This is a genomic window from Demequina silvatica (genome assembly GCF_000971215.1).
Lineage (GTDB): Bacteria > Actinomycetota > Actinomycetes > Actinomycetales > Demequinaceae > Demequina > Demequina silvatica.
In genome coordinates, this window is sequence record NZ_BBMA01000003.1 from 366,397 (window position 1) to 388,719 (window position 22,323).

23 protein-coding genes are annotated in these 22,323 nt (G+C 70.9%); 18 read left to right on the plus strand and 5 right to left on the minus strand.

Annotated elements, in window-relative coordinates; genetic code table 11:
* Positions 1–16: 16 nt before the first annotated feature.
* The 5 genes from AOM05_RS05695 to AOM05_RS05715 are packed head-to-tail and all read left to right on the plus strand — an operon-like array spanning position 17 to position 7,214.
* Positions 17–2,674, plus strand: coding sequence for an ABC transporter substrate-binding protein (locus AOM05_RS05695; protein ID WP_062520158.1), 2,658 nt, complete (start codon positions 17–19; stop codon positions 2,672–2,674).
* Positions 2,675–2,676: 2 nt separating this feature from the next.
* Complete coding sequence (locus tag AOM05_RS05700) at positions 2,677–3,672, plus strand: ABC transporter permease (RefSeq protein WP_228373222.1); 996 nt, start codon at positions 2,677–2,679, stop codon at positions 3,670–3,672.
* Positions 3,669–4,532, plus strand: coding sequence for an ABC transporter permease (locus tag AOM05_RS05705; protein ID WP_062520159.1), 864 nt, complete (start codon positions 3,669–3,671; stop codon positions 4,530–4,532). Before AOM05_RS05700 ends, AOM05_RS05705 begins: the two co-directional genes overlap by 4 nt.
* Complete coding sequence (locus AOM05_RS05710; protein ID WP_062520161.1) at positions 4,529–6,109, plus strand: ATP-binding cassette domain-containing protein; 1,581 nt, start codon at positions 4,529–4,531, stop codon at positions 6,107–6,109. The genes AOM05_RS05705 and AOM05_RS05710 overlap by 4 nt, the downstream gene beginning before the upstream one ends.
* Before the next feature lies 1 nt (position 6,110).
* Entirely contained in the window at positions 6,111–7,214 is a 1,104-nt protein-coding gene (locus tag AOM05_RS05715; protein ID WP_062520162.1) for a peptidase C39 family protein, read from the plus strand.
* A gap of 13 nt (positions 7,215–7,227) precedes the next feature.
* On the opposite strand, the gene AOM05_RS05720 is transcribed toward AOM05_RS05715, so the two are convergent.
* From AOM05_RS05720 to AOM05_RS05735, 4 genes are all read right to left on the minus strand, one after another.
* Complete coding sequence (locus AOM05_RS05720) at positions 7,228–7,551, minus strand: hypothetical protein (RefSeq protein ID WP_062520164.1); 324 nt, start codon at positions 7,549–7,551, stop codon at positions 7,228–7,230.
* Positions 7,552–7,642: 91 nt separating this feature from the next.
* Complete coding sequence (locus tag AOM05_RS05725; RefSeq protein WP_062520165.1) at positions 7,643–7,879, minus strand: hypothetical protein; 237 nt, start codon at positions 7,877–7,879, stop codon at positions 7,643–7,645.
* A 98-nt stretch (positions 7,880–7,977) separates the two neighbouring features.
* On the minus strand, positions 7,978–8,220 hold the full coding sequence (locus AOM05_RS05730) for a hypothetical protein (RefSeq protein ID WP_062520167.1): 243 nt from the start codon (positions 8,218–8,220) through the stop codon (positions 7,978–7,980).
* A gap of 113 nt (positions 8,221–8,333) precedes the next feature.
* Positions 8,334–8,675 carry a hypothetical protein gene (locus AOM05_RS05735; protein WP_062520169.1) on the minus strand — a complete coding sequence of 114 codons (342 nt, stop codon included), beginning with the start codon at positions 8,673–8,675 and terminating at the stop codon, positions 8,334–8,336.
* A 206-nt stretch (positions 8,676–8,881) separates the two neighbouring features.
* On the opposite strand from AOM05_RS05735, the gene AOM05_RS05740 reads away from it, so the two are divergent.
* The 8 genes from AOM05_RS05740 (at position 8,882) to AOM05_RS05775 (ending at position 15,957) form a co-directional block, all read left to right on the plus strand.
* Entirely contained in the window at positions 8,882–9,889 is a 1,008-nt protein-coding gene (locus tag AOM05_RS05740) for a LacI family DNA-binding transcriptional regulator (protein ID WP_062520170.1), read from the plus strand.
* The gene (locus AOM05_RS05745) at positions 9,886–10,104 is read left to right on the plus strand and encodes a hypothetical protein (RefSeq protein WP_062520172.1); all 219 of its coding nucleotides are present in this window, start codon (positions 9,886–9,888) and stop codon (positions 10,102–10,104) included. Before AOM05_RS05740 ends, AOM05_RS05745 begins: the two co-directional genes overlap by 4 nt.
* Positions 10,101–12,257 carry a beta-galactosidase gene (locus AOM05_RS05750; RefSeq protein WP_062520173.1) on the plus strand — a complete coding sequence of 719 codons (2,157 nt, stop codon included), beginning with the start codon at positions 10,101–10,103 and terminating at the stop codon, positions 12,255–12,257. Before AOM05_RS05745 ends, AOM05_RS05750 begins: the two co-directional genes overlap by 4 nt.
* Positions 12,258–12,297: 40 nt before the next feature.
* Positions 12,298–12,684: a hypothetical protein gene (locus AOM05_RS05755; protein WP_062520175.1), complete on the plus strand. Its 387-nt coding sequence runs from the start codon at positions 12,298–12,300 to the stop codon at positions 12,682–12,684.
* A 200-nt stretch (positions 12,685–12,884) separates the two neighbouring features.
* On the plus strand, positions 12,885–13,127 hold the full coding sequence (locus AOM05_RS05760) for a BrnT family toxin (protein ID WP_228373223.1): 243 nt from the start codon (positions 12,885–12,887) through the stop codon (positions 13,125–13,127).
* Positions 13,124–13,378, plus strand: coding sequence for a hypothetical protein (locus AOM05_RS05765; RefSeq protein ID WP_062520177.1), 255 nt, complete (start codon positions 13,124–13,126; stop codon positions 13,376–13,378). The genes AOM05_RS05760 and AOM05_RS05765 overlap by 4 nt, the downstream gene beginning before the upstream one ends.
* Positions 13,379–13,466: 88 nt before the next feature.
* Positions 13,467–15,479 carry an ATP-dependent helicase gene (locus AOM05_RS05770; protein WP_062520179.1) on the plus strand — a complete coding sequence of 671 codons (2,013 nt, stop codon included), beginning with the start codon at positions 13,467–13,469 and terminating at the stop codon, positions 15,477–15,479.
* 55 nt (positions 15,480–15,534) lie between these two features.
* Entirely contained in the window at positions 15,535–15,957 is a 423-nt protein-coding gene (locus tag AOM05_RS05775; RefSeq protein WP_156165052.1) for a hypothetical protein, read from the plus strand.
* Between the two features lie 21 nt (positions 15,958–15,978).
* Here AOM05_RS05775 and AOM05_RS05780 read toward each other — a convergent pair whose 3' ends face one another.
* Positions 15,979–16,728, minus strand: a complete 750-nt coding sequence (locus AOM05_RS05780) for a FadR/GntR family transcriptional regulator (protein WP_062520182.1) — start codon at positions 16,726–16,728, stop codon at positions 15,979–15,981.
* A 240-nt stretch (positions 16,729–16,968) separates the two neighbouring features.
* Here AOM05_RS05780 and AOM05_RS05785 point away from each other — a divergent pair, with 240 nt between their 5' ends.
* The 5 genes from AOM05_RS05785 to AOM05_RS05805 all read left to right on the plus strand — a co-directional run bounded on the left by AOM05_RS05785 (position 16,969) and on the right by AOM05_RS05805 (position 22,286).
* Entirely contained in the window at positions 16,969–17,886 is a 918-nt protein-coding gene (locus tag AOM05_RS05785) for an ABC transporter permease (RefSeq protein WP_062520184.1), read from the plus strand.
* Positions 17,883–18,794: an ABC transporter permease gene (locus AOM05_RS05790; protein WP_062520185.1), complete on the plus strand. Its 912-nt coding sequence runs from the start codon at positions 17,883–17,885 to the stop codon at positions 18,792–18,794. Before AOM05_RS05785 ends, AOM05_RS05790 begins: the two co-directional genes overlap by 4 nt.
* A gap of 3 nt (positions 18,795–18,797) precedes the next feature.
* Positions 18,798–19,829 (plus strand): ABC transporter ATP-binding protein, encoded by a 1,032-nt coding sequence (locus tag AOM05_RS05795; RefSeq protein WP_062520187.1) that lies wholly within the window; start codon positions 18,798–18,800, stop codon positions 19,827–19,829.
* Complete coding sequence (locus AOM05_RS05800; RefSeq protein ID WP_062520189.1) at positions 19,826–20,644, plus strand: ABC transporter ATP-binding protein; 819 nt, start codon at positions 19,826–19,828, stop codon at positions 20,642–20,644. Before AOM05_RS05795 ends, AOM05_RS05800 begins: the two co-directional genes overlap by 4 nt.
* A gap of 76 nt (positions 20,645–20,720) precedes the next feature.
* Positions 20,721–22,286 (plus strand): ABC transporter substrate-binding protein, encoded by a 1,566-nt coding sequence (locus tag AOM05_RS05805; protein WP_169746725.1) that lies wholly within the window; start codon positions 20,721–20,723, stop codon positions 22,284–22,286.
* Positions 22,287–22,323 lie beyond the last annotated feature (37 nt).

The following is a 22,323-nucleotide window of genomic DNA, read 5'->3' on the forward strand; positions in this document are numbered from 1 at the left end:
TGGATAGCGTCCACCTATGGACGGCGCGATCGGCCCCGAGATCGAGTCCCTCACGAGGGTCATCGACCTCCATTCGCTGCGCATCCTGGTCGCGATCGACGAGCACGGCTCGATCTCCGCGGCGGCCCGCGCTCTCGGTTACAGCCAGCCGACCATCACCCAGCACGTGCAGCGGCTCGAGGAGCGGCTGGGCGCGCCGTTGGTCGCGAGGACGGCACGCGCGGCACGTCTCACCCCGGTGGGCGCGCTGCTCGCTCGCCACGCCCCGCGCATCGACGCGAGCCTCACGGCCGCCGCGACGGAGCTCGCGCGGGCGCTCGGCCAGCGCGGCGGCCTGGTGCGGCTGGTCGCCACCCCGGATCAGGTGGGTCCGGTGCTCGCGCCGGCAGCGGCGCGCCTCGCCCGCCTGCAGCCGCACCTCGAGGTCGCGATCCTCGAGGCCCCGGACGCGGAGGCCGCGCTCGACATGGTCCGCGGCGGCCGCGCCGACATCGCCGTCACGCCCACGCCGCTCGACCCGCGTGACCGCGCCCGCGCGACCGGGCTGCGCACCTCGTTCCTGTTCGCGGAGGAGGTGATCGCGGTGACCGCCGCGGACGCCCTCGCCGCGGACGGCCGCATCGATCCCGCCACGCTCGCGGACACCCCATGGATCACCGGTGCCGGCACCTGCACCCCCGCGGTCGCGAGCCGGCTGGGCCGCGTCGAGGCCGCCCTCGACATCGAGGTGACCCGGCCCGAGACCGCCGTCGCGCTCGCGGCGCACGGGCGCGGCACGGCGTTCGTAGTGGAGTCCGCGCTCGAGGGCGCGCCCCTCCCGGCCGGAGTCCGCGCGCTGGGCCTCGCGCCCGCGATCCGCCGCCGCACCACCGCCGCCACGCTCGCCGAGGCGGCCCAGATCCCTGGAGTGGTGGCCGCGCTGCGCGTGCTCGCCGCGCACCAGCCCTCACCCGTCGGCGTCGAGGTCATCCTCGACGCGCGCCGCCGCACCACCGCTCACCGGGCGCGCTTCGCGCCCCTGGGACCCACCCACACCGAGGAGAACACCATGGCACTCACGTCAGGAACCGTCGCCCGCACGGCGGCGGTCACCGTCGCCGGCGCGCTGGCGCTCGCGGCCTGCACCCCCCAGTCCGATCCCGATCCGAGCGCGTCCGCGCCGGCGCAGGCGGAGGTGGGCACGGACACGGGCGAGGAGATCGAGTCGATCACCGTCGCGCTGCCGGGCTCGCTGTCGAGCCTGTACGTGGGCGCCGAGTCCGGCATCCTCAACTACTACATCGCCTCCGTCGCGCAGGAGGGCCTGGTCACCATCGACGCCGACGGCGCGATCCAGCCCGGCCTCGCGGAGAGCTGGGAGCAGACGGACGACGTCACCTACGTGTACGAGCTCCGCGACGACGCTCAGTTCCAGGACGGCACGCCCGTCACCGCGGAGGACGTGGTCTTCAGCCTCGACATGGCGCGCGACGAGACCGCCTCGCCGGGTCTCGCTTACTACATGACCGGCATCGACACCATCGAGCAGACCGGCGACTCCGAGGTCACCATCACCCTCAACGCCCCCGACGCGGCCTTCGCGGCGAACATGTCGACCGCGGGCGCCGCGTTCATCACGTCGAAGGCGTTCTGGGAGGCCAACTCCGGCGACGTCGGCACCTCCGACTCCCTGCTGCTGGGCACCGGCCCCTACCAGGTGACCGAGTTCGTGCCCGACTCGCACGTGACGTTCGAGCGGGTCGACACGTGGTGGGGCGAGCTGCCCAAGGTCAAGGAGATCCGCGTCGACTTCATCGCCGACGAGTCCACCCGCCTGCTCGCCGCGCAGTCCGGCGACGTCGACATCGCGTTCAACGTCCCGTTCTCGCAGGCCGAGCAGTGGGAGTCGCTGTCCGACATGCGCGTCGAGTACGTCAACGACCTCTCCTACGTGGGCCTGTACTTCAACACCGGGGTCGCGCCGTTCGACGACCCGAAGGTGCGCGAGGCCATCGCCCACGCCGTCAACCGCGACGCCTACGTGGAGACCCTCCTCAAGGGCCACGGCGAGGCCGCGACCGCGATCATGACCCCCGAGTCGCTCGGCAGCGTGTACTCGGCCGACGAGGCTCGCGAGATCCTCGCCGGCATCCCCCAGTGGGACTACTCGCTGGACACGGCACGCGAAGCCCTCGCCGCATCGTCCGTCCCCGACGGCTTCACCACGGAGCTGCTCACCCCCAACACGGGCCCGCAGCTGGGCACCGCGGCGCAGGCGCTCGCGCAGGACCTCGCGGAGGTGGGCATCACGCTCAACGTGCGCGAGGTGCCCATCGAGGAGTGGCTCGCGAGCCTCGACCCGAGCTCCGAGTACGGCCTCAACTACATGTGGTACTTCTCGACGCTCGGCGACCCGGCGGAGATCCCGTCCTACCTCATCGGCGCGGGCAACCCGGCGCAGTACGACAACCAGGAGGTCCTGGACCTCCTCGCCGAGGTGGGCGCGGAGAACGACCCGGCCGCGCGCATCGACCTTCTGGTCGAGGCGGAGACGCTCCAGGCTGAGGACGCCATCAACATCCCGCTGTGGTGGGGCCAGTCCGCGACCGGCTTCGCCAACGACCTCGGGGTGACCGACTACAGCGCGTTCACGTTCGTGTCCACCTGGCCCGCCCAGCTGTACCGGGCAGGCTGACGTTGTCGATCGCCGACACCCGCGCACGCGCATCGCGCCTGCGGCCCCTGGGCCGCATGGTCGCGGTGCGCGTGCTCGGCGTGCTCGGGGTGCTGTTCGCGCTGTCGATCCTGGTGTTCTCGATGATGTACCTCGCGCCCGGGGACATCGTGAAGAACCTGCTGGGCAACCGGCCCGCCAACCCCGAGGTGGTCGCGGCGGTGCGCGAGCAGTACCGGCTCGACGACCCGGTGGTGGTCCAGTACCTGTCCTGGCTCAAGGGGTTCGTCACGGGTGACCTGGGCGTGTCCATCCGGCTGCAGCAGCCGGTCGCGGACGCGATCGGCGATCGCGTGGGCATCACGCTCGCCCTGTGCCTGCTCGCGTTCGTGGTCGCCGTGGTCTCCGCGGTTCCGCTGGGCGTGCGCTCCGCCGTCAAGGCGGGCGGCTGGGTGGACCGCACCGGCAACGCGATGTCGATCCTGGGCCTCAGCGCCCCGACCTTCGCGGTGGGCCTCCTGCTGCTCTACGTGTTCGCGTACTACCTGCCGATCTTCCCCGTGTACGGCGGCGGCGACGGCGGCATCGACACCCTGCGCCACCTGGTGCTGCCGGCGGTCACGCTGGCGCTCGGGCTGGGCGCGATCATCGTCAAGCTCACGCGCACCGCGATGCTCCGCGAGCTCGAGTCCGACTACGTCACGTTCGCCCGCTCGCGCGGCCTGGGGGAGCGGTTGGTGCGGCGGATCGCGCTGCGCAACGCCGCGATCCCGATCGTCACGGGCGCCTCGCTGGTGCTCACGTTCCTGGTGGGCGGCACCGTGCTCGCCGAGACCACGTACGCGCTGCCCGGCCTGGGCACGCTGCTGCAGGACTCGGTGCTGTTCAAGGACATCGCCGTGGTGCAGTCGCTCACGCTGCTGGTCGCCGTGGTGATCGCCGCGATCGCGCTCATCGCGGACCTCACCTACATCCTGCTCGACCCGCGCGTGCGCCGTCAGATGGGAGCCGCGTCATGAGCGACATCCGCGTGATCGGGGTCGCGGCAGTGCGACGCCGCCGCCGGCGCCTGCCCATCGGGGTCGCCGTTGCGATGGGCGTGCTCGCCCTCGCCGTCCTGGCCGCGGCCTTCGGCAAGGCGATCTTCCCCGACGCGATGCACCAGGACATCCTCGCCTCGACTCTGCCGCCGGGCTCGCCCGGGCATCCGCTCGGTACCGACGAGCTGGGCCGCGACGTCCTCCAGATGGCGATCGCCGGCACCGCATCCGCCCTGGTGGGGCCGGTGATCGTGGCGATCGGGTCGATGCTGCTCGGAGTGGTCATGGGCACGCTCGCCGGCTACGAGAAGGGCTGGCTCGACACCCTCATCTCCCGCTGGACGGACCTGCTGCTCGCCGTCCCGGTGCTGCTCGCCGCGATCGTGGTGTCCGGCGTCATGGGCGGCGGCTACTGGGTGACGGTCGCGCTGCTCATCGTGCTGTTCTCGCCCTCCGACATCCGGATCGTCCGCGCCGGCGTGCTCGAGCAGTCCGCGCGGCCCTACATCGAGGCGGCCCAGATGCTGTCCCTGTCGCGCTGGCGCGTGATGTTCCGGCACATCCTGCCCAACGTCACCTCGCTGGTGGTCACCAACATGATGCTCAACGTCGCGTTCGCGCTGGTCGCGTTCTCCTCGCTGTCCTTCCTGGGGGTCGGGGTCGCCCCGGGCACCGCCGACTGGGGCCGCCAGCTCACCGACGGCCGCGCCATCATGTTCCAGAACCCGGCCGCCGTGTTCGTGCCCGCGCTGCTCATCGTGGTGGTCGCGGTCTGCGTCAACCTCGTGGGCGACTGGATCGGGCAGCGGCTCTCCCAGGTGGGGGAGGAGGTCCGATGACCGTCCTGCTGTCCGCGCTCACCGTTCATGGACCTGCCGGGGTGATGGTCGAACCCATCGACGCGGAGATCGCGCCCGGCGCGACGCTCGCGCTCATCGGCGAGTCCGGCTCGGGCAAGACCCTCACCGCGAAGTCCATCGTGGGGCTGCTGCCGCGCGGCTTCCGCGCGACCGGGCAGGTCTCCGTCGCCAGGCAGGACCTTCCGGTCACCCGGGCGGGGGACGATGCGGCGTGGCGGCGGGCACGGGGAAGTTCCGTCTCGCTGCTGCTCCAGGACCCGTTCACCTCCCTCACGCCCGTGCACCGGTGCGGCGACCAGATCGCGTGGACCGTCGAGGTGGCGGCCGGGAGGCGGCTCCCGAAGGGGGCGCGCCGCGCCGCGGTCGAGGAGCGCCTGGCCGAGGTCAACCTCCCGGCTCGCGTCGCGGACGCCTTCCCGCACGAGCTGTCGGGCGGCATGCGCCAGCGCGTCGCGATCGCGGCGGCGCTCGCCTCGGACCCGCAGCTGCTCATCGCCGACGAGCCCACCACCGCGCTCGACGCGTCCAACCAGGCCGAGATCCTGGACCTGCTGCGCCGCATCCAGCTCGAGCGGCGCCTGTCCGTCATCCTCATCTCCCACGACCTCGGGGTGGTGCGCGGCCGCACCGACCAGGTGCTGGTGATGCGGGACGGCAAGGTGGTCGAGCGGGGCGCCACCGCCGCCGTGCTCGCCGCCCCGGAGCACCCGTACACGCGGGCGCTCATCGAGGCGGACCCGGTGGTGGCCGCCCGGACGGGGGCGCGGATCGCCGAGGAATCGGCGGACGGTTCCGCCGAGGCGGAGCCGCTGCTGGTGTGCGAGGGCGTGACCAAGGCCTTCGGCGCACGCACCGTCCTCGACTCCGTGGATCTCAGCATCGCGCCGGGGGCGATCGTCGGCATCGTGGGCGAGTCGGGCTCCGGCAAGTCCACCCTGGCCCGCTGCATCGCCGGCCTCGAACGGGAAGGCGACGGGCGCATCGTCCTCGGGGGCTCGCCGCTTGCTCCGGGGCGTGCGTCGCGCACGCCCGACCAGGTGCAGATCGTGTTCCAGGACCCGTACTCGTCGCTCAACCCGATGATGAGCATCGGGGCGATCCTCGCGGAGGCGCTCGGCGTCGCCGGGCGGGCCGCGTCCGAGGTGCCCGCGATGCTGGAGATGGTGGGGCTGCCCGCGGAGTTCGCGCGCAAGCGCCCCGCGGAGCTGTCCGGGGGCGAGCGGCAGCGCGTCGCGATCGCGCGGGCGCTCGCTCCCCAGCCGCGGCTGCTCATCTGCGACGAGTCGGTGTCCGCGCTCGACGTGTCGGTGCAGGCGGACATCCTGGCGCTGCTCGCGCGGCTGCGCGACGAGCTCGGCATCGCGATCCTGTTCATCTCGCACGACCTCGCGGTGGTGCGCATGATCGCGGACACCGTGACGGTGATGTGGGACGGCCGCGTGGTCGAGTCCGGGCCGTGCCACGAGGTGCTCGAGCACCCCACCCACGAGTACACGAGGCTGCTGGTCGCGGCCGCGATGCGGGAGAACGCCGTGCCCGCCGACGGGAAGGACTGACGTGTCGGGATTCGGGACGCCCCCGGCGGGATTCACCCCGCAGGTGTTCGAGGAGTGGGGCACGGAGCTCGCGGACGTGCTGGGCGAGGAGCGGACCGTGCGATGGAACCTGCCGCGCTCCGCGTACCGGCCCGCGCTCGCCGTCCGCCGCGGCGCGGACGGGGCGCCGCTCGCGGCGATGCTCACCAGCGGGCGGCCGGCGACGGCCGCGGTGAAGATCGTGGACGTGTGGTGGGCCGCCTCGGCTGCCGGGCTCGCGGCGGCGGAGGCGCTGGTCGACGCGCTGCTCGAGGAGCGGACGGTCGCCGGGGACGCCGCGGTGAAGTGGGAGGTCGCGCCGGGCCTCGCGCTGCCGCCGTTCGCGATCGCGCGGGGCTTCGCGCCCATGCGCGCGCCGTGGGGCGCCAAGGGGACCGAGCGGTTCGCGGGCTACGTGCTGTGGCTGCGCGACGTGCCGCACCAGGAGCTCGGCTACTACGCGCAGACCACGCTGTACACCTGCGGCGCGGTCGCGGGGCTGATGGCGGTCGAGTCGCGCGGGGTGGTGGGGTTCGCCGGGTCCGGCGGGGCCGATCGCGACCGCGAGATCGGGTTCTGGCGCGAGGCGACCAACCATCCGGCGTGCGAACCCGTGGGGCTCGCGGTGCGGCTGCGCGAGGAGCTCGGGTCGCCGGTGGACGGCGCACCGGTGGAGGTCGCTCTGGACCATGAGGGTCCGGTGCTGCTCGAGGACTACCAGGGGTTCGACTGGAACTACCGCGCGGAGCTGCAGGAGCACTCGGCGGCGCGGGCGGCGGCGCTGGGCGTGCCCGTGTCGCGCGAGCGGGTGTCGATGGAGGAGCTGGAGGCCCGGCTGCGGTCCGGGTGGGTGGCGCTGCTTCTGGTCGACGAGGAGCCCATGCACGGCGTCACCGGCGCCCACTGGATCGTGGCGCACGCGGCCCGCGACGGGATGTTCCTGCTCGAGGACCCGTGGGTCGAGGACGTCGCGGGGGAGTCCTGGGTCGACACCCACGACATGCCCGTCGCCGCCGCGGACCTCGACCGGATGGTCCGGTGGGGGGCGGAGGGCTACCGCGGGATCGTCTGGCTGCGGCGCGCGTAGCCGTCGAGTGAGGTCAGTCCTCGCGCGCCTCGATCGCGTGGAGGTACGGCCGCGCGGGGACGATCCGCCGGCGCGTGAGCGGGTGACCCCCGGTCGCGCTGCGGGCCAGGTGGGGACGCGCCCACTGCGCGGCGTGGCGCGCGCACAGCACGGCGGCGTTGGCGAGGGTGGGGTCGGTGCGGTCGTGCACCACCCAGAGCTCCTCGACGTCGATCGGCGCGGCGGTGGGAGGGCAGTCGGCGCACGCGGCGGCGTCGCGGACGGCGCCGGCGTGCGCGAGGATCTGCGCGTAGCTGTCGAGGCTGAGGGCGGGCGGGTGCTCGTGAAGGTCTGTCATGGGTGTGCCTGGGTGGTCGATGTCCGGGGAGATGACCAGGTTATTTGGCACCAGATGCCAGCGCGCGGGGCCTATGTCCCGACTTCGGTGGTCAGACGGAGACGTGCCCCGACCGGGTCCACTCAGCGGCGTGGCGCGAGCACAGGAGGGACATCCCGCTGAGGTCGTGACCGGTGCGGTCGTGGACTATCCAGAGTCCGTCGGTGCGCACCGGGTGCGCCGCGGGGCCGCACGCGGTGCACGTACCGGTCGCGCGCACCACGCCCGCGAGGGCGAGGAGGTCCGCGTAGTTGTCGAGGCTCAGCTGGCGCTCGGTGGTGTCGATCATGGGCCCGCACTCCGTACGTCGTTGTCTTCGTGGGCGCATCCACGGTAACGCTCGCCGGTGACCGCGCCCGGGGCCTTGGTCCCGCGCCGGTCCCGCGACTACGAGGCGAGCGCGATGTGCCCCGACTCGGACCACTCCGCCGCGTGGGCGACGCACAGCAGGGCGGCGCCGGCGAGCTCGTCGCCGAGCGAGTCGTGCCCGATCCAGAGCGCCTCGGGGCGCAGCGGCGGCGCGTCCGGGCCGCATGCGGAGCAGGGCGCGAGGTCGCGCACCACGCCGGCGAGCGACAGCAGGTCGCCGTAGTTGTCGAGGCTCAGCCTGCGCTCCGTGGGGTCGATCATGGCGGTCTCTCGGCTCCGTCGGTCGTGGCCCCCGCGGCGCAGGAGCGGGCACGGATGTTCAACCCCCGGCGGGGCCCCGCCATTCCCAAAGAACGGTAAAACGCCTGGATAACTTAGTCACACTGAGGACATCCGCCCGTGAGCGGCATCTGCATGAAGCACGTCGGGCAGATCTGATGCGAGGGCGGCTCCGCGCCTCGGCGACCGGGGCGCCTGCTGGACCGCGCATCGTCCCTCCAGGCCGCGAGGTGGACCTCGCAGTACAGGCGGCTCGAGCCGCGCTCGCTGCCGGACTGGCGGTACTTGATGACGGACAGCCGCGCGGGCGGCAGGGGATCGGAGCCGAGCCCGCACAGCGTGCAGCGCGCGGCATCGCGGGCGGTGCCGGCGCGCTCGAGCAGCTCCGCGTAGTTGTGCGGGGTGTCGTAGTCGATGAGGTCGCGGACGTCGGTCATGGACGCTCGCCCTTCCGCGCGGGGCCCCGGGGGGTCGGGCCTCTGACGGCAGGGTAGGTCGGGGGACGATGCGCGGGGAAGGCTGGTTGCGCGATGTTCACCCGCGCGGGGGTCGCCTTGCAGTTGACAGCGCTGTCATCGCGGTTGATACTCGCGGTGTGACAGCGCAGTCAACGGCGGGCCGAGCGGCCCCGCGGAACCCCACGATGGCCGACGTCGCGCGCCTCGCCGGGGTCGCCCAGAAGACCGTCTCCCGCGTCATCAACCACGAGCCCAACGTCCGCGACGAGGTCCGCGCCCGCGTGTTCGCCGCCGTCGAGCAGGCCGGCTACCGGCCCAACGCCGCCGCCCGCGCGCTCGTCACGCAGCGCACGCGCACGCTCGGCGTGGTGACCATGTCCACCACGTTCCGCGGCCCGTCCGCGATCCTCGCCGGCGTCGAGGCGGCCGCGCGTGAGGCGGGCTACTCGATCGTGCTCACGCGCACCGCGACGGGCGAGCCGCGGGCCATCTCCGAGGCGATGGACTCGCTGGTCGCGCGCGGGGTCGACGGGATCGTGATCCTCGAGCCCGCCGAGTCGACCGCGACCATCGGCCATGAGACCCCTGGCACGCCCGTGCTGCTGTTCGAGGACCGGCCGGGGGAGAGCCCCGAGTGGATCCACGTGGGCGCCGACGACCGCGGTGCGTGCCGCGAGGCCGTCGAGTACCTCCTCGGGCTCGGCCACGGCACCGTCCACCACGTCGCCGGCCCCGCGGGGTGGCGCACCTCCGACGCCCGCGCCGAGGGGTGGCGGGCGGCGCTGGAAGGTGCGCGGCGCATCGTCCCTCCGGCCCTGGCCGGGGACTGGACGGCCGCGTCCGGGTACGCCGCCGGACTCGCGCTCGCCGCGCAGCCCGACGTGACGGCGGTGTTCTGCGCGAACGACGACATGGCGATCGGGCTTATCCATGCGCTCGAGAGCCGCGGCCTGTCCGTGCCCGGCGACGTGAGCGTGGTGGGGATGGACGACACGGACGTGTCCGCGTACCTCCACACGCCTCTCACCACGCTCGCGCAGGACTTCGACGCGATCGCGCGCGAGGGCGTGGAGCGCCTGCTCGACGAGGTCGAGGGGCGCGCGCCCGAGTCGCGGCGCGAGGCCGTCCCGGTCGAGCTCCGGGTGCGCGCGTCGACCGCGCCGCCGCCCGCCAAGCGTCGGGAGGCGAGGTGACCGCCACCGTGGACCGCGACCTCGCGGAGGTGGTCGGGGAGTGGGCTGCATCCGACCCGGAACCCGACCCCTCGCCCGAGCCGGCGCCGCGTCGCCGACCGGGCCTGCGCATCGTCCGCCTGGCGCGTGCGCGCGCCGCCCTCACCACCGTGAAGCCCGCCCGCGTGCGCCCGCCCGCCGGCACCGCCCGACCCACCAGAACGGAAGAACCGTGACCCAGCCCACCGATCACACTCCCGGCCGCCTCCACCTGGGTGCCGCGTACTACCACGAGTACCCGCTCGCGGGGCAGGAGCCCGACCTCGCGCGCATCGAGCGCGACATGGAGACCATGCGCGCCGCGGGGATGACGCTGATCCGCGTGGGCGAGTCGGTGTGGTCGACGTGGGAGCCGCGGGACGGGGAGTTCGACCTCGACTGGCTCGAGCCGGTGCTCGACGCGGCGCACCGTCACGGCATCGCGGTGATCCTCGGCACGCCCACCTACGCGCTGCCGATGTGGCTCGCCGCGAAGCACCCGGAGCTGATCGGCGAGTCCGCGACCGGGCAGGCGATCGGTTGGGGCGCGCGCCAGGAGATGGACTTCACGCACCCGGCCTTCCGGTCCCACGCGGAGCGGGTGATCCGCGCGGTGGTGGGGCGGTACGCGGGGCACCCCGCGATCGTGGGCTACCAGGTCGACAACGAGCCCGGCCTGCGGATCTTGTCCAATGAGGGCATCTTCCAGGCCTTCCGTGCCTGGCTTGAGGAGACCTACGGCGACGTCGAGACGCTGAACCGCGAGTGGGGGCTCGTGTACTGGTCGCACCGGCTGACCTCCTTCGACGAGCTGTGGCGCCCCGACAACAACTGGCAGCCGCAGTACCACCTCGCGTGGCGGCGCTTCCAGGCCCGGCTGGTCGACGAGTACATCGCGTGGCAGGCTGCGTTGGTTCGCGAACTGGTGGGGTCGGGGCCGGACGCGCCCTTCGTGACCACCTGCATCTCCTACGAGCAGGCCGCCGTCGAGGACGCGTCGCTGTCGAAGGCCCTCGACGTCGCGTCCTGCAACGCGTACTACACGGCGCAGGATGCGCTCGCGGTCCCGAACTCGTCGCCGATGTCGCCGGACTGGATCGCCAACGGCACCTGGGCGGTCTACGAGCTCGCGGACCTCGCGTACTCGTCCAAGCAGGCCGAGTTCTGGGTGACCGAGACCAACGCCGGCGGCATCGGCCAGAACGCGTACAACATCCCGCCGTTCGACGGGCAGCTGCGGCAGATCGCGTGGGCGCTGCTCTCGCGCGGCGCGCGGGCCATCGAGTACTGGCACTGGCACACGCTGCAGTACGGCGCCGAGACCTACTGGATCGGGCTCATCCCGCACGACGGAGCGCCCGGGCGGATCCTCGACGAGGTCACGGCGATCGGGTCTGACTTTGCTGCCGTGGGTGGGTTGCTGGCCGGGGCCGTCCCCGACGCCGACGTGGCGTTCCTCTACTCGAGCGACTCGAAGTGGGCGCTCTCGGCTCCGCAGCTGCAGCAGCCCGCGGGGGAGGCACGACAGGGTCCCAACCCCGACGCATACCGCCAGCTCGCGCTGCCGTTCTACCGGGCGGCGTTCGACACGGGTCTGCAGGTGAGCATCGTGCGGCCTTCCCAGCTGGTCGGGTCCGACGCGCTGTTCGGGGACCCGGCCGCGTTCGCGGCCGCGCGACCCGTGCTGGTGGTCGCGGCGGACTACGCCGCGTCCGACTCGCTCTTGGACTGGCTCTGCGCCTACGCCGAGGCCGGCGGGCACCTCATCCTGGGGCCGCGCTCGGCGTACGGCGACTCCGAGGCCCGGGCGCGCGGCGAGATCAAGCCCGCCCGGCTGGCGAGCCTCGCGCAGGTGACGTACCAGGAGTTCCAGTCCGTCGCATCGTCCATCCCGCTGGTGGTCCGCGACGATGCGCTGGCCGGGGTCGCCTCGCCCGTCGCCACCGCGTGGGTCGAGTACCTGCGGCCGGCGGGTGCTTCGGTTCTCGCTTCGTATGACGACCCGCACCTGGGGGCGTTCGCGGCGATCACCTCTGCTCCGGCAGGGGCGGGCCGCGTGACCGTGGTGGGGACGGTGCCGGACCAGGAGACGGTCGCGGCGTTGGTCAGGTCCGCCGTGCCGGAGCCGGTCGCGGGCTGGTCGGGGCTGCCGGAGTCGGTGCGGGTGACGTCGACGACGCTCGCGGACGGCGGGCGCGCCTACTTTGTGCACCACTGGGGGTGGGGGTCGGTGTCGGTGGCGCCGCCGTCACCGGTGGTGGACGCGGTGACGGGGGAGCGGATCTGCGAGAACTCGGTGATCGAGCTCGGTCCGTGGGACGTGAGGGTGCTGGTTCAGGACGTCGACTGATCCTCAAGCGGCGGAGGGGGCGGCGGAGTACGGTGGCCGCATGGGAACGCCCCTGGTAGGTACCGGTGCCGTGGTGTCGCACGGGCTTGCGGTGGGGGTGCTTGCCGTCGGCGTCGCGGGCGTGGGGCTGGTCGGGACCACCGATCAGGCGTTCGTGGACGGGTACTTGGAGTCTGGGACCTCGCTGACGGTGGCGTACGCGCCGCCGGGAGGCTGTGGCCAGATGATCCGGGTGCGGGCGGTCGAGTCGACCGATGCGGTGACGCTGGATCTGTTGGGGTTCGGGGGCATGCCGTTTGTGCCGACTACCGCCAGCCAGCCGATCTGCACCGTGACGTTCGCGCTGGCGGAGCCGCTCGGGTCGCGGGAGCTGCGGGTCGCGTCGGGGGAGTCGGTCGACGACGTGTGGGCGAGCGTGGGGCGGTAGGCGAGTTCAGGGGCGGTGCGGCGCGGGGCGATGTCAACGTGCCCGCTCTCTCGTGCACCCATCCCCAGATGTAGGCCCGGCCGCGAGATCGACGCGGGCGACTGTCTAGCGTCGGCGCATGGGGAACGTGTGGGATGCGAGCGGACAGACGGCCGCGCGGCGTCAACTCATGGTTGACACTCCGCCATCGGAGATGGACCGTGGAGATTGAGATCGCCGAGTCGGCGCATCGACACGGCCTCGGCGACGACGACATCGTCCACGCGTGGGAGAACGCCATGACTGTTGTGACACTCGAGCACTCGGGTGAGGAGCGCCTGCTGGTGATCGGGCCAGCGCGCAGCGGAGCACTGCTCGAGCTGGTCGCGGTGCCGCCCACACGACCTTGCTTGGTCATCCATGCGGACCGACTGCGGTCCAAGTTCTTCGGATTCCTGCCATGACCGCACGCCGCGAGCACGACTATGAGTCCGAGATGGCCTGGCTCGACTCGCTAGACCCGGCCACCTTCGAGTGGCGCGATGCGACGCACTTCCGGGAGATCATCGCAGCCGCCAAGGGGGTGGACCAGGCTCAGGGTCGACTCCGCGCCGCCGTTGTCGCGGCACGGGAGGCTGGCGACTCGTGGACGATGATCGGCGCCGCACTCGGGACGTCGAGGCAGAACGCGCAGCAGCGGTTCGGTGCACGATGAAGGATTCGGAAGGCGGCGGTGCATAGCCGACGCGTGCGCCGACTGGGGCTTGCGGTTCCTGTCCCACCCCGCACCTAGACTCGTCGGCATGGCTGAGGAGCAGGTGGACGGGTCGCTGAGCCACCTCAACGACGCCCAGCGCGCCGCCGTCCTGACGGGCGCCAGCCACAATCTCATCCTCGCCGGCGCCGGGACGGGCAAGACCACCACGATCGTCGCCCGCATCCGCCACCTCATCAAGCAGGGGACGCCGCCCGACCGGATCCTCGCGATCACGTTCACCCGCCGTGCCGCCGCCGAGATCAGGTCGCGCGTCCAGGGAGACCTGGCCGGTGCATCGTCCCAGGTGGCGGCCATGACGTTCCACGGCTGGGCCATGCGCGAGGTGCGCGGCGCGCCCGACGTGTTCGGCTACGAGGGCTGGTCTGTGCTCGACGCCGAGGACCAGCTGCAGGTGATGCGCGGCGTGCTCGGCCGGGGCAAGCGCGTCGAGGGGCTCAAGGCCGCGCAGATCGTCGACGTGCTGAGCTTCGCGCACAACACACGCCGGACGCTCGCGGCCGCGATCGCGGTCAAGTTCCCGGACATGGATGTGGACGCGAAGGCGATCGGCGCCGCGGTGCGCGCGTACGAGCAGCGCAAGCAGGAGCGCAGGTATCTCACCTACGACGACATCCTGCGGGTGTTCGCCAAGCGCCTCGAGGACCCCGCGGTGGCCGCCTGGGTGGGGTCGCACTACGACGAGATCCTGGTCGACGAGATGCAGGACACCAACCCTCTCCAGTGGCTGATCCTCGACCCGCTGGTGCCTCATACACGGCTGTATTGCGTGGGTGACGACGCGCAGTCGATATACGGCTTCCGCGGCGCGGACTTCGCGTCCATCCACTCCTTCGCGGAGCGGGTGCCGGGGGCGAGCGTTCTCAAGCTGGAAGACAACTACAGGTCGACGCAGGAGATCCTCGACCTGTCGAACTGGCTGCTCTCGGCGTCCCCCCTGGGCTACGACAAGAAGCTGCGCGCCGTCCGCGGGCGCGGCGCGAAGCCCGAGCTCCACAGCTTCGAGACGCCCGCCGACGAGGCCGGCTGGATCGCCGCCGAGATGCTCCGCGCCCGCGCCGACGAGCTGCCCTGGGCCACCCACCTGGTGCTGGTGCGCTCCAACTACTCGGGCCGCGCGATCGAGGCCCGGCTGGTCGAGAACGACATCCCCTACGTGTTCTTCGGCGGCGTGAAGCTCCTGGAAAGCGCCCACGTCCGCGACGTCCTCGCCGCGCTGCGCGTGGTCGCGAACCCCGACGACGAGGTCGCCTGGATGAGGCTCCTCACCCTCGTCCCACGGGTGGGCGACGTGACGGCCGCGCGTTCTTTCGACGCCTTCCTGTCCGCGCGGGCGGGTGGGGCGAGCGCCCGGGACTCGCGTGCGGTGGCGCTTGCGGGGATGCCGGCGTGGCTGGCCGCGGGCCTCAACGCGATCGAGGACGCGGCGGCCCGGGTGGACGATGCGGTGGGCAGGGCCGCGGCCATGCTCCAGCCGGTGCTGGCGCACAAGTACCGCAACGACAACTGGGAGGCGCGGGCGCGCGACCTGGTGCACGTGGAGCGGCTCGCTGCGACGCGCCGGTCGATTCTCGAGTTCATCGAGGAGTACATCCTGTCGCCGGTGTTCACCTCGGAGATGGAGCCGGAGTCGCAGCAGGATCACGTGATCGTGTCGACGGTGCATTCGGCGAAGGGGCTCGAGCGCGACTGGGCGTTCGTTGCGGGGGTGTCGGCGGGGTCGTACCCGTCCGCGCGGGCTCTGGGTGATGTCGATGAGATCGAGGAGGAGCGGCGGGTTCTCTACGTTGCGTTGACTCGGGCGCGGGACCGGCTCATGGTGACGCGGACCGTGTCGCACACGCCGGTGCGGGCGTGGGTGGGTGCCGGGGGAGCGGCGGCGGGGTTCGTCGAGGACGCCTACTTCCTCAACACGTTGCCCGAGCGGCTGGTGTCCGAGGTGCCGCACGTGATGGCTCGGCCGCTGCGTCCGGCGCCGCCGTCGGGGCTGGCTGCGCCGGCGGATCTTGACCTGTCGATCGACCTCGGGGACCTCGAGTAGGCCGTCCGGCCCTGCAGGACCCCTGGAGTTCATGGGACCCTAGGGGGTGACCGACGTGACGTACATCCCCCTCGAGGCTGCCATGGAGCAGCTCAAGATCGCCGACGAGGCCCGCCCTCTGGTGCGCCAGATCGCCCTCAGAGCAGGGGTGACGGGCTGCGAGGTGAAGTCCACCTACATCAAGGCGTTCCGCGAGGACGGCCTGCACCCGCTGCACATCAACAAGCGCTCGACCGAGTGGTTCGGGTCGCGACGCGAGGCGATCGCCGCCTCCGACCTGCCCGACCGGGTCCGCGACAAGACCCACGGCAACGGGATGGTCAACTGGGCCGTCGACTTCCCGGTAACCAAGCGCAGCATGAGCCCGGGCGTGCAGAAGCGCATCACGCCCGCGGACCCCTCCGAGCAGAAGAGCTACGGCATCTGCGAGGTGTGCTGGCAGGCGCGGACGCCTTCCGGGTCCTGCGGGTGCGACTGAGCGAGGATCGAGACGCGCGATTCAGCGCCCCGCGGCAGGGCTCGGGCTGTATCCGCGCATCGTCACCAGGTGACGTGTCATGGCCTCGGCGGCACCGTCGGCGTCGCGCAATGTGATGCGTTCGATGATCTCGAGATGCTCTTGGTCGATCAAGGCGCGACGAGCCTCCGCGTCTCCCGAGTACTCCAGCGCGCTCTTGCGCACGAGTCGGAAGATCGGCGTACCTACTGACAGCAGCAGCGTGTTCTGAGTCGCCGCGAGAAGCGCCAGGTGGAAATCCTGGCTGTGCTCGCCGCGATCCCAGCTCGCGCCTGCGTTCCTCTCGAGCTCCGCAGCGAGGATGATCGCCTCGAGGTCTGCCTCGGAGCGCCGTTCGGCCGCCATACGCACAGCCGGGAGCTCGATCAGCTCGCGCGCCTCTCGTAGCTCGTCGGGTGTGATCGCGTGGCTGCTGGCAAGCAGCCCGAGACGGCTCTCGACCCATTCGGAGAACGCGCTCGGGTCGATCCGCGACACGAACGTCCCCCCATTGACGCCGCGCAGCGTGTGGACCAGGTCCTGCGACGACAGCATGCGAAGAGCCTCACGAATCGTGGTCCGGCTGACGCCGAACGCTCCTGCGAGCTGCCCCTCGACGGGCAAACGCTCCCCAGGCGCGAGCGATCCGTTGAGGATGAGCATGCGGAGCTGCCCCGCGACCTGCTCGTAGGCGGGCTTGATGCGCGTGAGCTCCAGCTCCGCCGCAGACGCTTTCTCGCCTACGTGTTCCATCGACTCTCCTTCGGGTCGGGCGGCTTGCCGCACAGGCGGGGACTGGGGCCACTTTATATACATCAGACGCTTTGTGCCTAGCGGCTCGGCACGTGTCGTCGACGCAGTTCAGAGCTTCGAGATCTGTGAAACAAGCCGTTCACACACAAGTTACGTCGGAGCAACCCACGCCTAATAGTCAGGTGTCTAGCATTGCCGCAAAACCTCAGACCTTTTCACTTGAGTAGGAAGGAGGCCCTCGTGGCGACGTACCTAGCCCGCCGGATCGCTCAGGCCATCGCGACCGTCCTGGCCGTGCTCACCATCTCGTTCTTCTTGGTACGCCTCAGTGGGAGCCCGGGCGCGCTGCTCCTCGGAGACAACGCGACGCCGGACGACATCGCGGAGCTCAATTCGGTTCTCGGCTTCGATCAGCCGGTCGCGGTGCAGTTCGCGACCTACTTGAGGGAGGCGCTCGGGGGGAGCCTCGGTGACTCCTACCGGCAGGCGCGTCCGGCGTTCGATGTCGTGCTCGAGAGGCTTCCCGCGACGCTCGAGCTCGCGTTGTTCAGCTTCGTGATCGGCATCGGGCTCGCATTCGTCGCCGCATTGGTGATCCAGCTGTCGGGTGCACGGTGGGCCCAAGCGATCGTTGTCGGCCTTGGTGCTGCGCGGCAGGCGGTTCCGGACTTCCTCTTCGCCGTGGTCCTGGTGCTCCTGTTCGCGGTCACGCTCGGCATGTTCCCGTCCTTCGGTCGCGGCGGGCCAGAGTCGATGGTGCTCCCGATAGCGACCCTCGCGACGGCCCAGTTCGCCCTCTACTTCCGCCTCTTCACCGCGTCCTTCGCAGAGCAGGAGTCGCAGGATTACGTGCGCACCGCTGTCGCCAAGGGGCAGTCCCGCACGCGGATCGTGCTCGACCACATGTTGCCCAACGCGATCCTGCCGACGTTGACCGTCGCAGGGCTCAACCTCGCCTCGCTCCTTGGCGGCACCGTGATCATCGAGATGGTCTTCACCTGGCCAGGGATGGGACAGGTGCTCATGAACGCGGTCAGCACTCGAGACTTCCCGGTCATCCAGGCAGGCCTCGTGGTGGTCGCGCTCATCTTCGTGACGGTCAATCTCCTGGTTGACCTGCTCTACGCCGCCCTTGACCCGAGAGTGAGGCTCGCATGACCGCCGTCGCCAATCCCGAGAAGGTCGCCGCCGACGCGGTGGCGCCAAGCGGCATCGCGCGCCCGCTGGTACGCCGTCGAGTGCGGAGGGGTGCGATCCCGTTCTGGATCGGCGTCGCTCTCCTCGCGATCACCGTCGCCGGCATCGTCCTCGTGCCCTTGCTCCCCGGCTACGACCCGATGACGCAAGACCTGTCGAACGCTATGCTCGCGCCGTTCACAGACCCGGCGCATCTGCTCGGCACCGACCCGCTCGGCCGCGACATCCTCAGCAGACTCGCACTAGCCGGCCGGACGTCGCTGATCATCGCGGCAGTGGTGATCGCGTTGAACGTCGCGATCGGCATCACCATCGGGCTCGCGGCCGGGTACTTCGGCGGCCTCGTCGACAACGTCATGACGGGCATCGCCGACATCCAGCTCGCCATGCCGTTCGTGCTGCTCCTCATCGCGCTGTCGGCGGTGTTCGGCCCGAGCACGCAGCTCATGGTGATCATGCTGGGCATCACGTTCTGGGTCGGATACGGCCGTGTCGCCCGAGCCATGGCGCTGAGCCTCCGTGAACGGGAGTACGTGTTGGCGCCCAAGACTCAGGGCGCGGGTGCGTTCTGGATCCTCCGCAAGCACCTCTTGCCGGCCGTCCTCCCGCAGCTGATCATCCTCGCGTCGTTCGACGTCGGCGTCGTCGTGACCGCGCAGGCAGCTCTCGACTTCCTTGGACTCGGCGTCCAACCGCCCACGCCCAGCTGGGGCGGCATGATCGCCGAGGGTCAGAAGTACCTCCAGTCCAACGTGTGGCTCGTGGTGCTGCCCGGCCTGGCGATGCTCCTTCTCATCGCGGGCTCCCAACTCACCAGCCGCCGCTTCACCGCCGAGTCCGGGGCTGGCGCGCCCGGAGCAAGGAGCTGACCCATGGCACAGCAGCCGCTTCTCAAGGTCGAGGACCTGGTGGTCGAGTTCGACTCCACGTCAGGTCCGGTCCGCGCCGTCGACGGCGTGTCGTTCGAGGTGCACGAGGAGGAGGTCTTCTGCATCGTCGGCGAGTCCGGATCGGGCAAGAGCGTCACGATGCTCGCGGTCATGGGCCTGCTGCCCGAGAACGCCCGGATCGCTGGTGGCTCGATCACCTTCCGCGGGCGCGACATGGCGAGTCTCACCGTATCCGAGCTCAACGCGATCCGCGGCCGTGATGTCGCGATGGTCTTCCAGGATCCCATGACCAGCCTCAACCCGGTGCGCCGGGTCGGGTGGCAGATCGACGAGATGCTCCGGATCCATCGGAAGGACCTGTCACGCACCCAGCGCGCGGATCGTGTCCACGAGCTGCTCCGCAGCGTGGGTGTGGCCGACGTGGAGGAGAAGGCGCGAGCCTTCCCGCACCAGTGGTCCGGGGGCATGCGCCAGCGAGCGATGATCGCGATGGCGATGGCACACTCGCCCGCGCTGCTCGTCGCGGACGAGCCGACCACGGCGCTCGACGTCACGGTCCAGGCGGAGATCATGAAGGTGCTCGCCGAGGTCAGGCGCGAGAACCGGACGTCGATGATCCTCATCACCCACGATCTCGGGCTCGTGGCCCAGGTCGCCGACCGCATCGTGGTGATGTACAGCGGCCGCGTCGCTGAGCAAGGTGACGTCTTCGACATCTTCGACCGACCGAGCCATCCATACACCGCGGGCCTGCTTGCCAGCGTTCTCGGTGAGTCGAGCAAGGCCGACCGCGCGTACGCGATCCCGGGCAACCCTCCCTCGCCGCAGAACCGACCGCCGGGCTGCGCCTTCAGCGCGCGCTGCGCGCTCGCGCAGGGCCGAGACATGTGCACCGGCAGCGTGCCCGTGCCTGTCCAACTCGCGACGGGCCACAGTGCCGCCTGCCACTTCGCCCACGAGGCCACGGCGTCGAACAGCGCGCTTCTGGCCGTCTCCGACGGGAGCGTTCGATGACCATCTCCACCGCTCGGCCCGACGAGGTCCTCCGGCTCGAGGACGTCCACATGCACTTCACGTCCCGCCGGGGCCCGTTTGGAAAGCCCAAGACCGTCAAGGCGGTCGACGGCGTCTCGCTCCACATCGACCGCGGTGAGACCCTCGGCCTGGTCGGGGAGTCGGGCTGCGGCAAGTCGACGCTTGTCCGCACCATCCTCGGACTCCACACCGCGACTTCGGGTCGCATCTACCTCGATGGATGGGACCTCCTACGGATGCCGAAGCCAGAGCGCCGACGTGCTCGACCGCGGATGCAGGTGGTCTTCCAGGACCCGTACACGGCGCTCGACCCGCGCATGACGATCCATGACCTGGTCGCGGAGCCCTTGCGGATCAACGGTCGCTACTCCGGTGCGCGCGTCGACGAGCTTCTCGACCAGGTCGGATTCACGCGCGAGATGGCGAAGCGCAAGCCCGCGGAGTTCTCGGGCGGCCAGCGGCAGCGCGTGGGCATCGCACGCTCCCTCGCGCTGAATCCCGATCTGCTCATCCTCGATGAGCCTGTCTCGGCGCTGGACGTGTCGATCCAGGCACAGGTGATCAATCTGTTGGGCGACCTCCAGAAGGAGCATCGGCTCGCGTATCTGTTCATCGCGCACGACCTATCGGTGGTGCGGCACCTCTCCGACCGGGTGGCGGTGATGTACGCCGGCAAGCTCGTCGAAGAGGGCGCGGTCGATGACGTGTTCGACCGCCCACAGCACGTGTACACACGCACGCTTCTCGCTGCAGTCCCGCGGCCCGACCCGCACCTGCGGCCCGCACTCACCTGACCGTCTTCGGTCACCTCTCGATCGTCCCCCCCTCACCCCCGCACGCCCTCGGGCACCCCATGAGAAAGGCACGACCATGACCACACCCTTCCTGCGACGGGGAGCCGCTCCTGCGGCTGCTCTGCTCGTGTTGAGCCTGGCCGCATGCAGCTCGGCGGCGTCTCCCGAGGCCGGCGAATCGGCGTCCGCGTCCGAGACGGCGGCTGCCGTCGACGGCGGTGCGATCACCGTGGGCCAGACCGCGGACATCCTGTCGATCGACCCCGTGATCGACAACTCGCTCGCTGGCATCAACGTGTTCTACAACCTCTACGACCAGCTCACGATGATCGAGCCCGATGGCAGCGTCGGCTCGCGCATCGCCACCGAGTGGACGGCGAACGAGGACTCCACGGTGTGGGAGTACACGCTTCGCGATGACATCACGTTCCACGACGGCAGCCCGCTGACGGCCGAGGACATCATCTACACCTACGAGCAGGTCCAGACGAACCCGCAGTCCCTCAACTCCGTCTACCTGGCGGACCTCGAGTCGATGGAGGCGGTCGATGACTCGACGCTCCGCTTCACCCTCTCGCGTCCCTACGCGAACTGGCCGCGGAACACCACGCTGATCTCGATCGTCCCCTCCGACTACTACGAGGCGGTGGGTGGCTCCGACGGCTTCACCCAGGCGCCGGTGGGTTCCGGCCCGTTCGAGTTCGTCAGCTACACGCCCGGTGTGTCGGTCGTCCTCGAGGCGGCGGACACGTACTGGGGCGAGGAGGCCTCGCTGGACCAGGTCACCTTCGTCCCCGTGCTCACCGACGAGGGCCGCGTGAGCGGAACTCAGGCGGGCGACCTCGACATCGCGCTGCTGCCGCCCACTCAGGTCTCAACTCTCGAGGGATCGGGGATGGTCGATGTTCGCAGCATCACCTCCAACCAGACCATGTACCTCGGCTTCAACACCGAATCCGGGCCGCTTGCCGACCCGCTGATCCGCCAGGCCGCCGATGCCGCCGTGGATCGCCAGGCGATCATCGACACGCTGCTCGGCGGCCTTGGTTCGCCGGCCGGGCAGATGTCGGCGCCGTCGAGCTTCGGGTACACCGACGCCATCGAACCCACCGCGTACGACCCGGCGGCCGCGACCGCCCTGCTCGACGAGGCGGGCTACTCTGGCGAGACGGTCAAGCTCCAGTACGCCATGGACGGCTGGATCCCGCTGGGCTCGCAGGTTGCACAGGCCGTGGCCGGGTACCTCGAGGCGGCCGGCTTCACGGTCGAGCTCGAAGGCATGGACTCCGCCAGCCTGAGCCTCCTCAACTCGAACCACGGTTACGAGGGTGTGTGGCTCGCTGCGTTCGCGCCGTCGATCCTCGACGCCGGCATCGTCCTCGACTACGTGATCGGTCCTCGCGCGAACCGGTACTTCGCGTCGGACGAGGTCGATGATCTCTACTTCGCCCAGCAGGCGGCCGCGGACGACGCCGAGCGCGCCGAGGCGATCGCCGGGATCTACCAGATCGTCAAGGACGAGGCCTTCACCGCGCCGCTGTACAACCCGCAGTTCTCCTACGGCGTGAACCCAGCTCTCCACTGGGAGCCGCGCCCCGACGGTGCGTTCGTGCTCAACGGCGACGTCTACCTCACCCAGTAACACCCCTCCCGCCCGCGGGGTGGCTCGGTCACCGCAC

Excerpts from the sequence above, each read along its gene's own strand:
- AOM05_RS05695 (WP_062520158.1), top strand. The coding sequence starts at position 17 with ATGGACGGCGCGATCGGCCCCGAGATCGAGTCCCTCACGAGGGTCATC.
- AOM05_RS05705 (WP_062520159.1), top strand. The coding sequence starts at position 3,669 with ATGAGCGACATCCGCGTGATCGGGGTCGCGGCAGTGCGACGCCGCCGC.
- AOM05_RS05710 (WP_062520161.1), top strand. The coding sequence starts at position 4,529 with ATGACCGTCCTGCTGTCCGCGCTCACCGTTCATGGACCTGCCGGGGTG.
- AOM05_RS05720 (WP_062520164.1), bottom strand. The coding sequence starts at position 7,551 with ATGACAGACCTTCACGAGCACCCGCCCGCCCTCAGCCTCGACAGCTAC.
- AOM05_RS05725 (WP_062520165.1), bottom strand. The coding sequence starts at position 7,879 with ATGATCGACACCACCGAGCGCCAGCTGAGCCTCGACAACTACGCGGAC.
- AOM05_RS05730 (WP_062520167.1), bottom strand. The coding sequence starts at position 8,220 with ATGATCGACCCCACGGAGCGCAGGCTGAGCCTCGACAACTACGGCGAC.
- AOM05_RS05735 (WP_062520169.1), bottom strand. The coding sequence starts at position 8,675 with ATGACCGACGTCCGCGACCTCATCGACTACGACACCCCGCACAACTAC.
- AOM05_RS05740 (WP_062520170.1), top strand. The coding sequence starts at position 8,882 with ATGGCCGACGTCGCGCGCCTCGCCGGGGTCGCCCAGAAGACCGTCTCC.
- AOM05_RS05755 (WP_062520175.1), top strand. The coding sequence starts at position 12,298 with ATGGGAACGCCCCTGGTAGGTACCGGTGCCGTGGTGTCGCACGGGCTT.
- AOM05_RS05765 (WP_062520177.1), top strand. The coding sequence starts at position 13,124 with ATGACCGCACGCCGCGAGCACGACTATGAGTCCGAGATGGCCTGGCTC.
- AOM05_RS05770 (WP_062520179.1), top strand. The coding sequence starts at position 13,467 with ATGGCTGAGGAGCAGGTGGACGGGTCGCTGAGCCACCTCAACGACGCC.
- AOM05_RS05780 (WP_062520182.1), bottom strand. The coding sequence starts at position 16,728 with ATGGAACACGTAGGCGAGAAAGCGTCTGCGGCGGAGCTGGAGCTCACG.
- AOM05_RS05790 (WP_062520185.1), top strand. The coding sequence starts at position 17,883 with ATGACCGCCGTCGCCAATCCCGAGAAGGTCGCCGCCGACGCGGTGGCG.
- AOM05_RS05795 (WP_062520187.1), top strand. The coding sequence starts at position 18,798 with ATGGCACAGCAGCCGCTTCTCAAGGTCGAGGACCTGGTGGTCGAGTTC.
- AOM05_RS05800 (WP_062520189.1), top strand. The coding sequence starts at position 19,826 with ATGACCATCTCCACCGCTCGGCCCGACGAGGTCCTCCGGCTCGAGGAC.
- AOM05_RS05805 (WP_169746725.1), top strand. The coding sequence starts at position 20,721 with ATGACCACACCCTTCCTGCGACGGGGAGCCGCTCCTGCGGCTGCTCTG.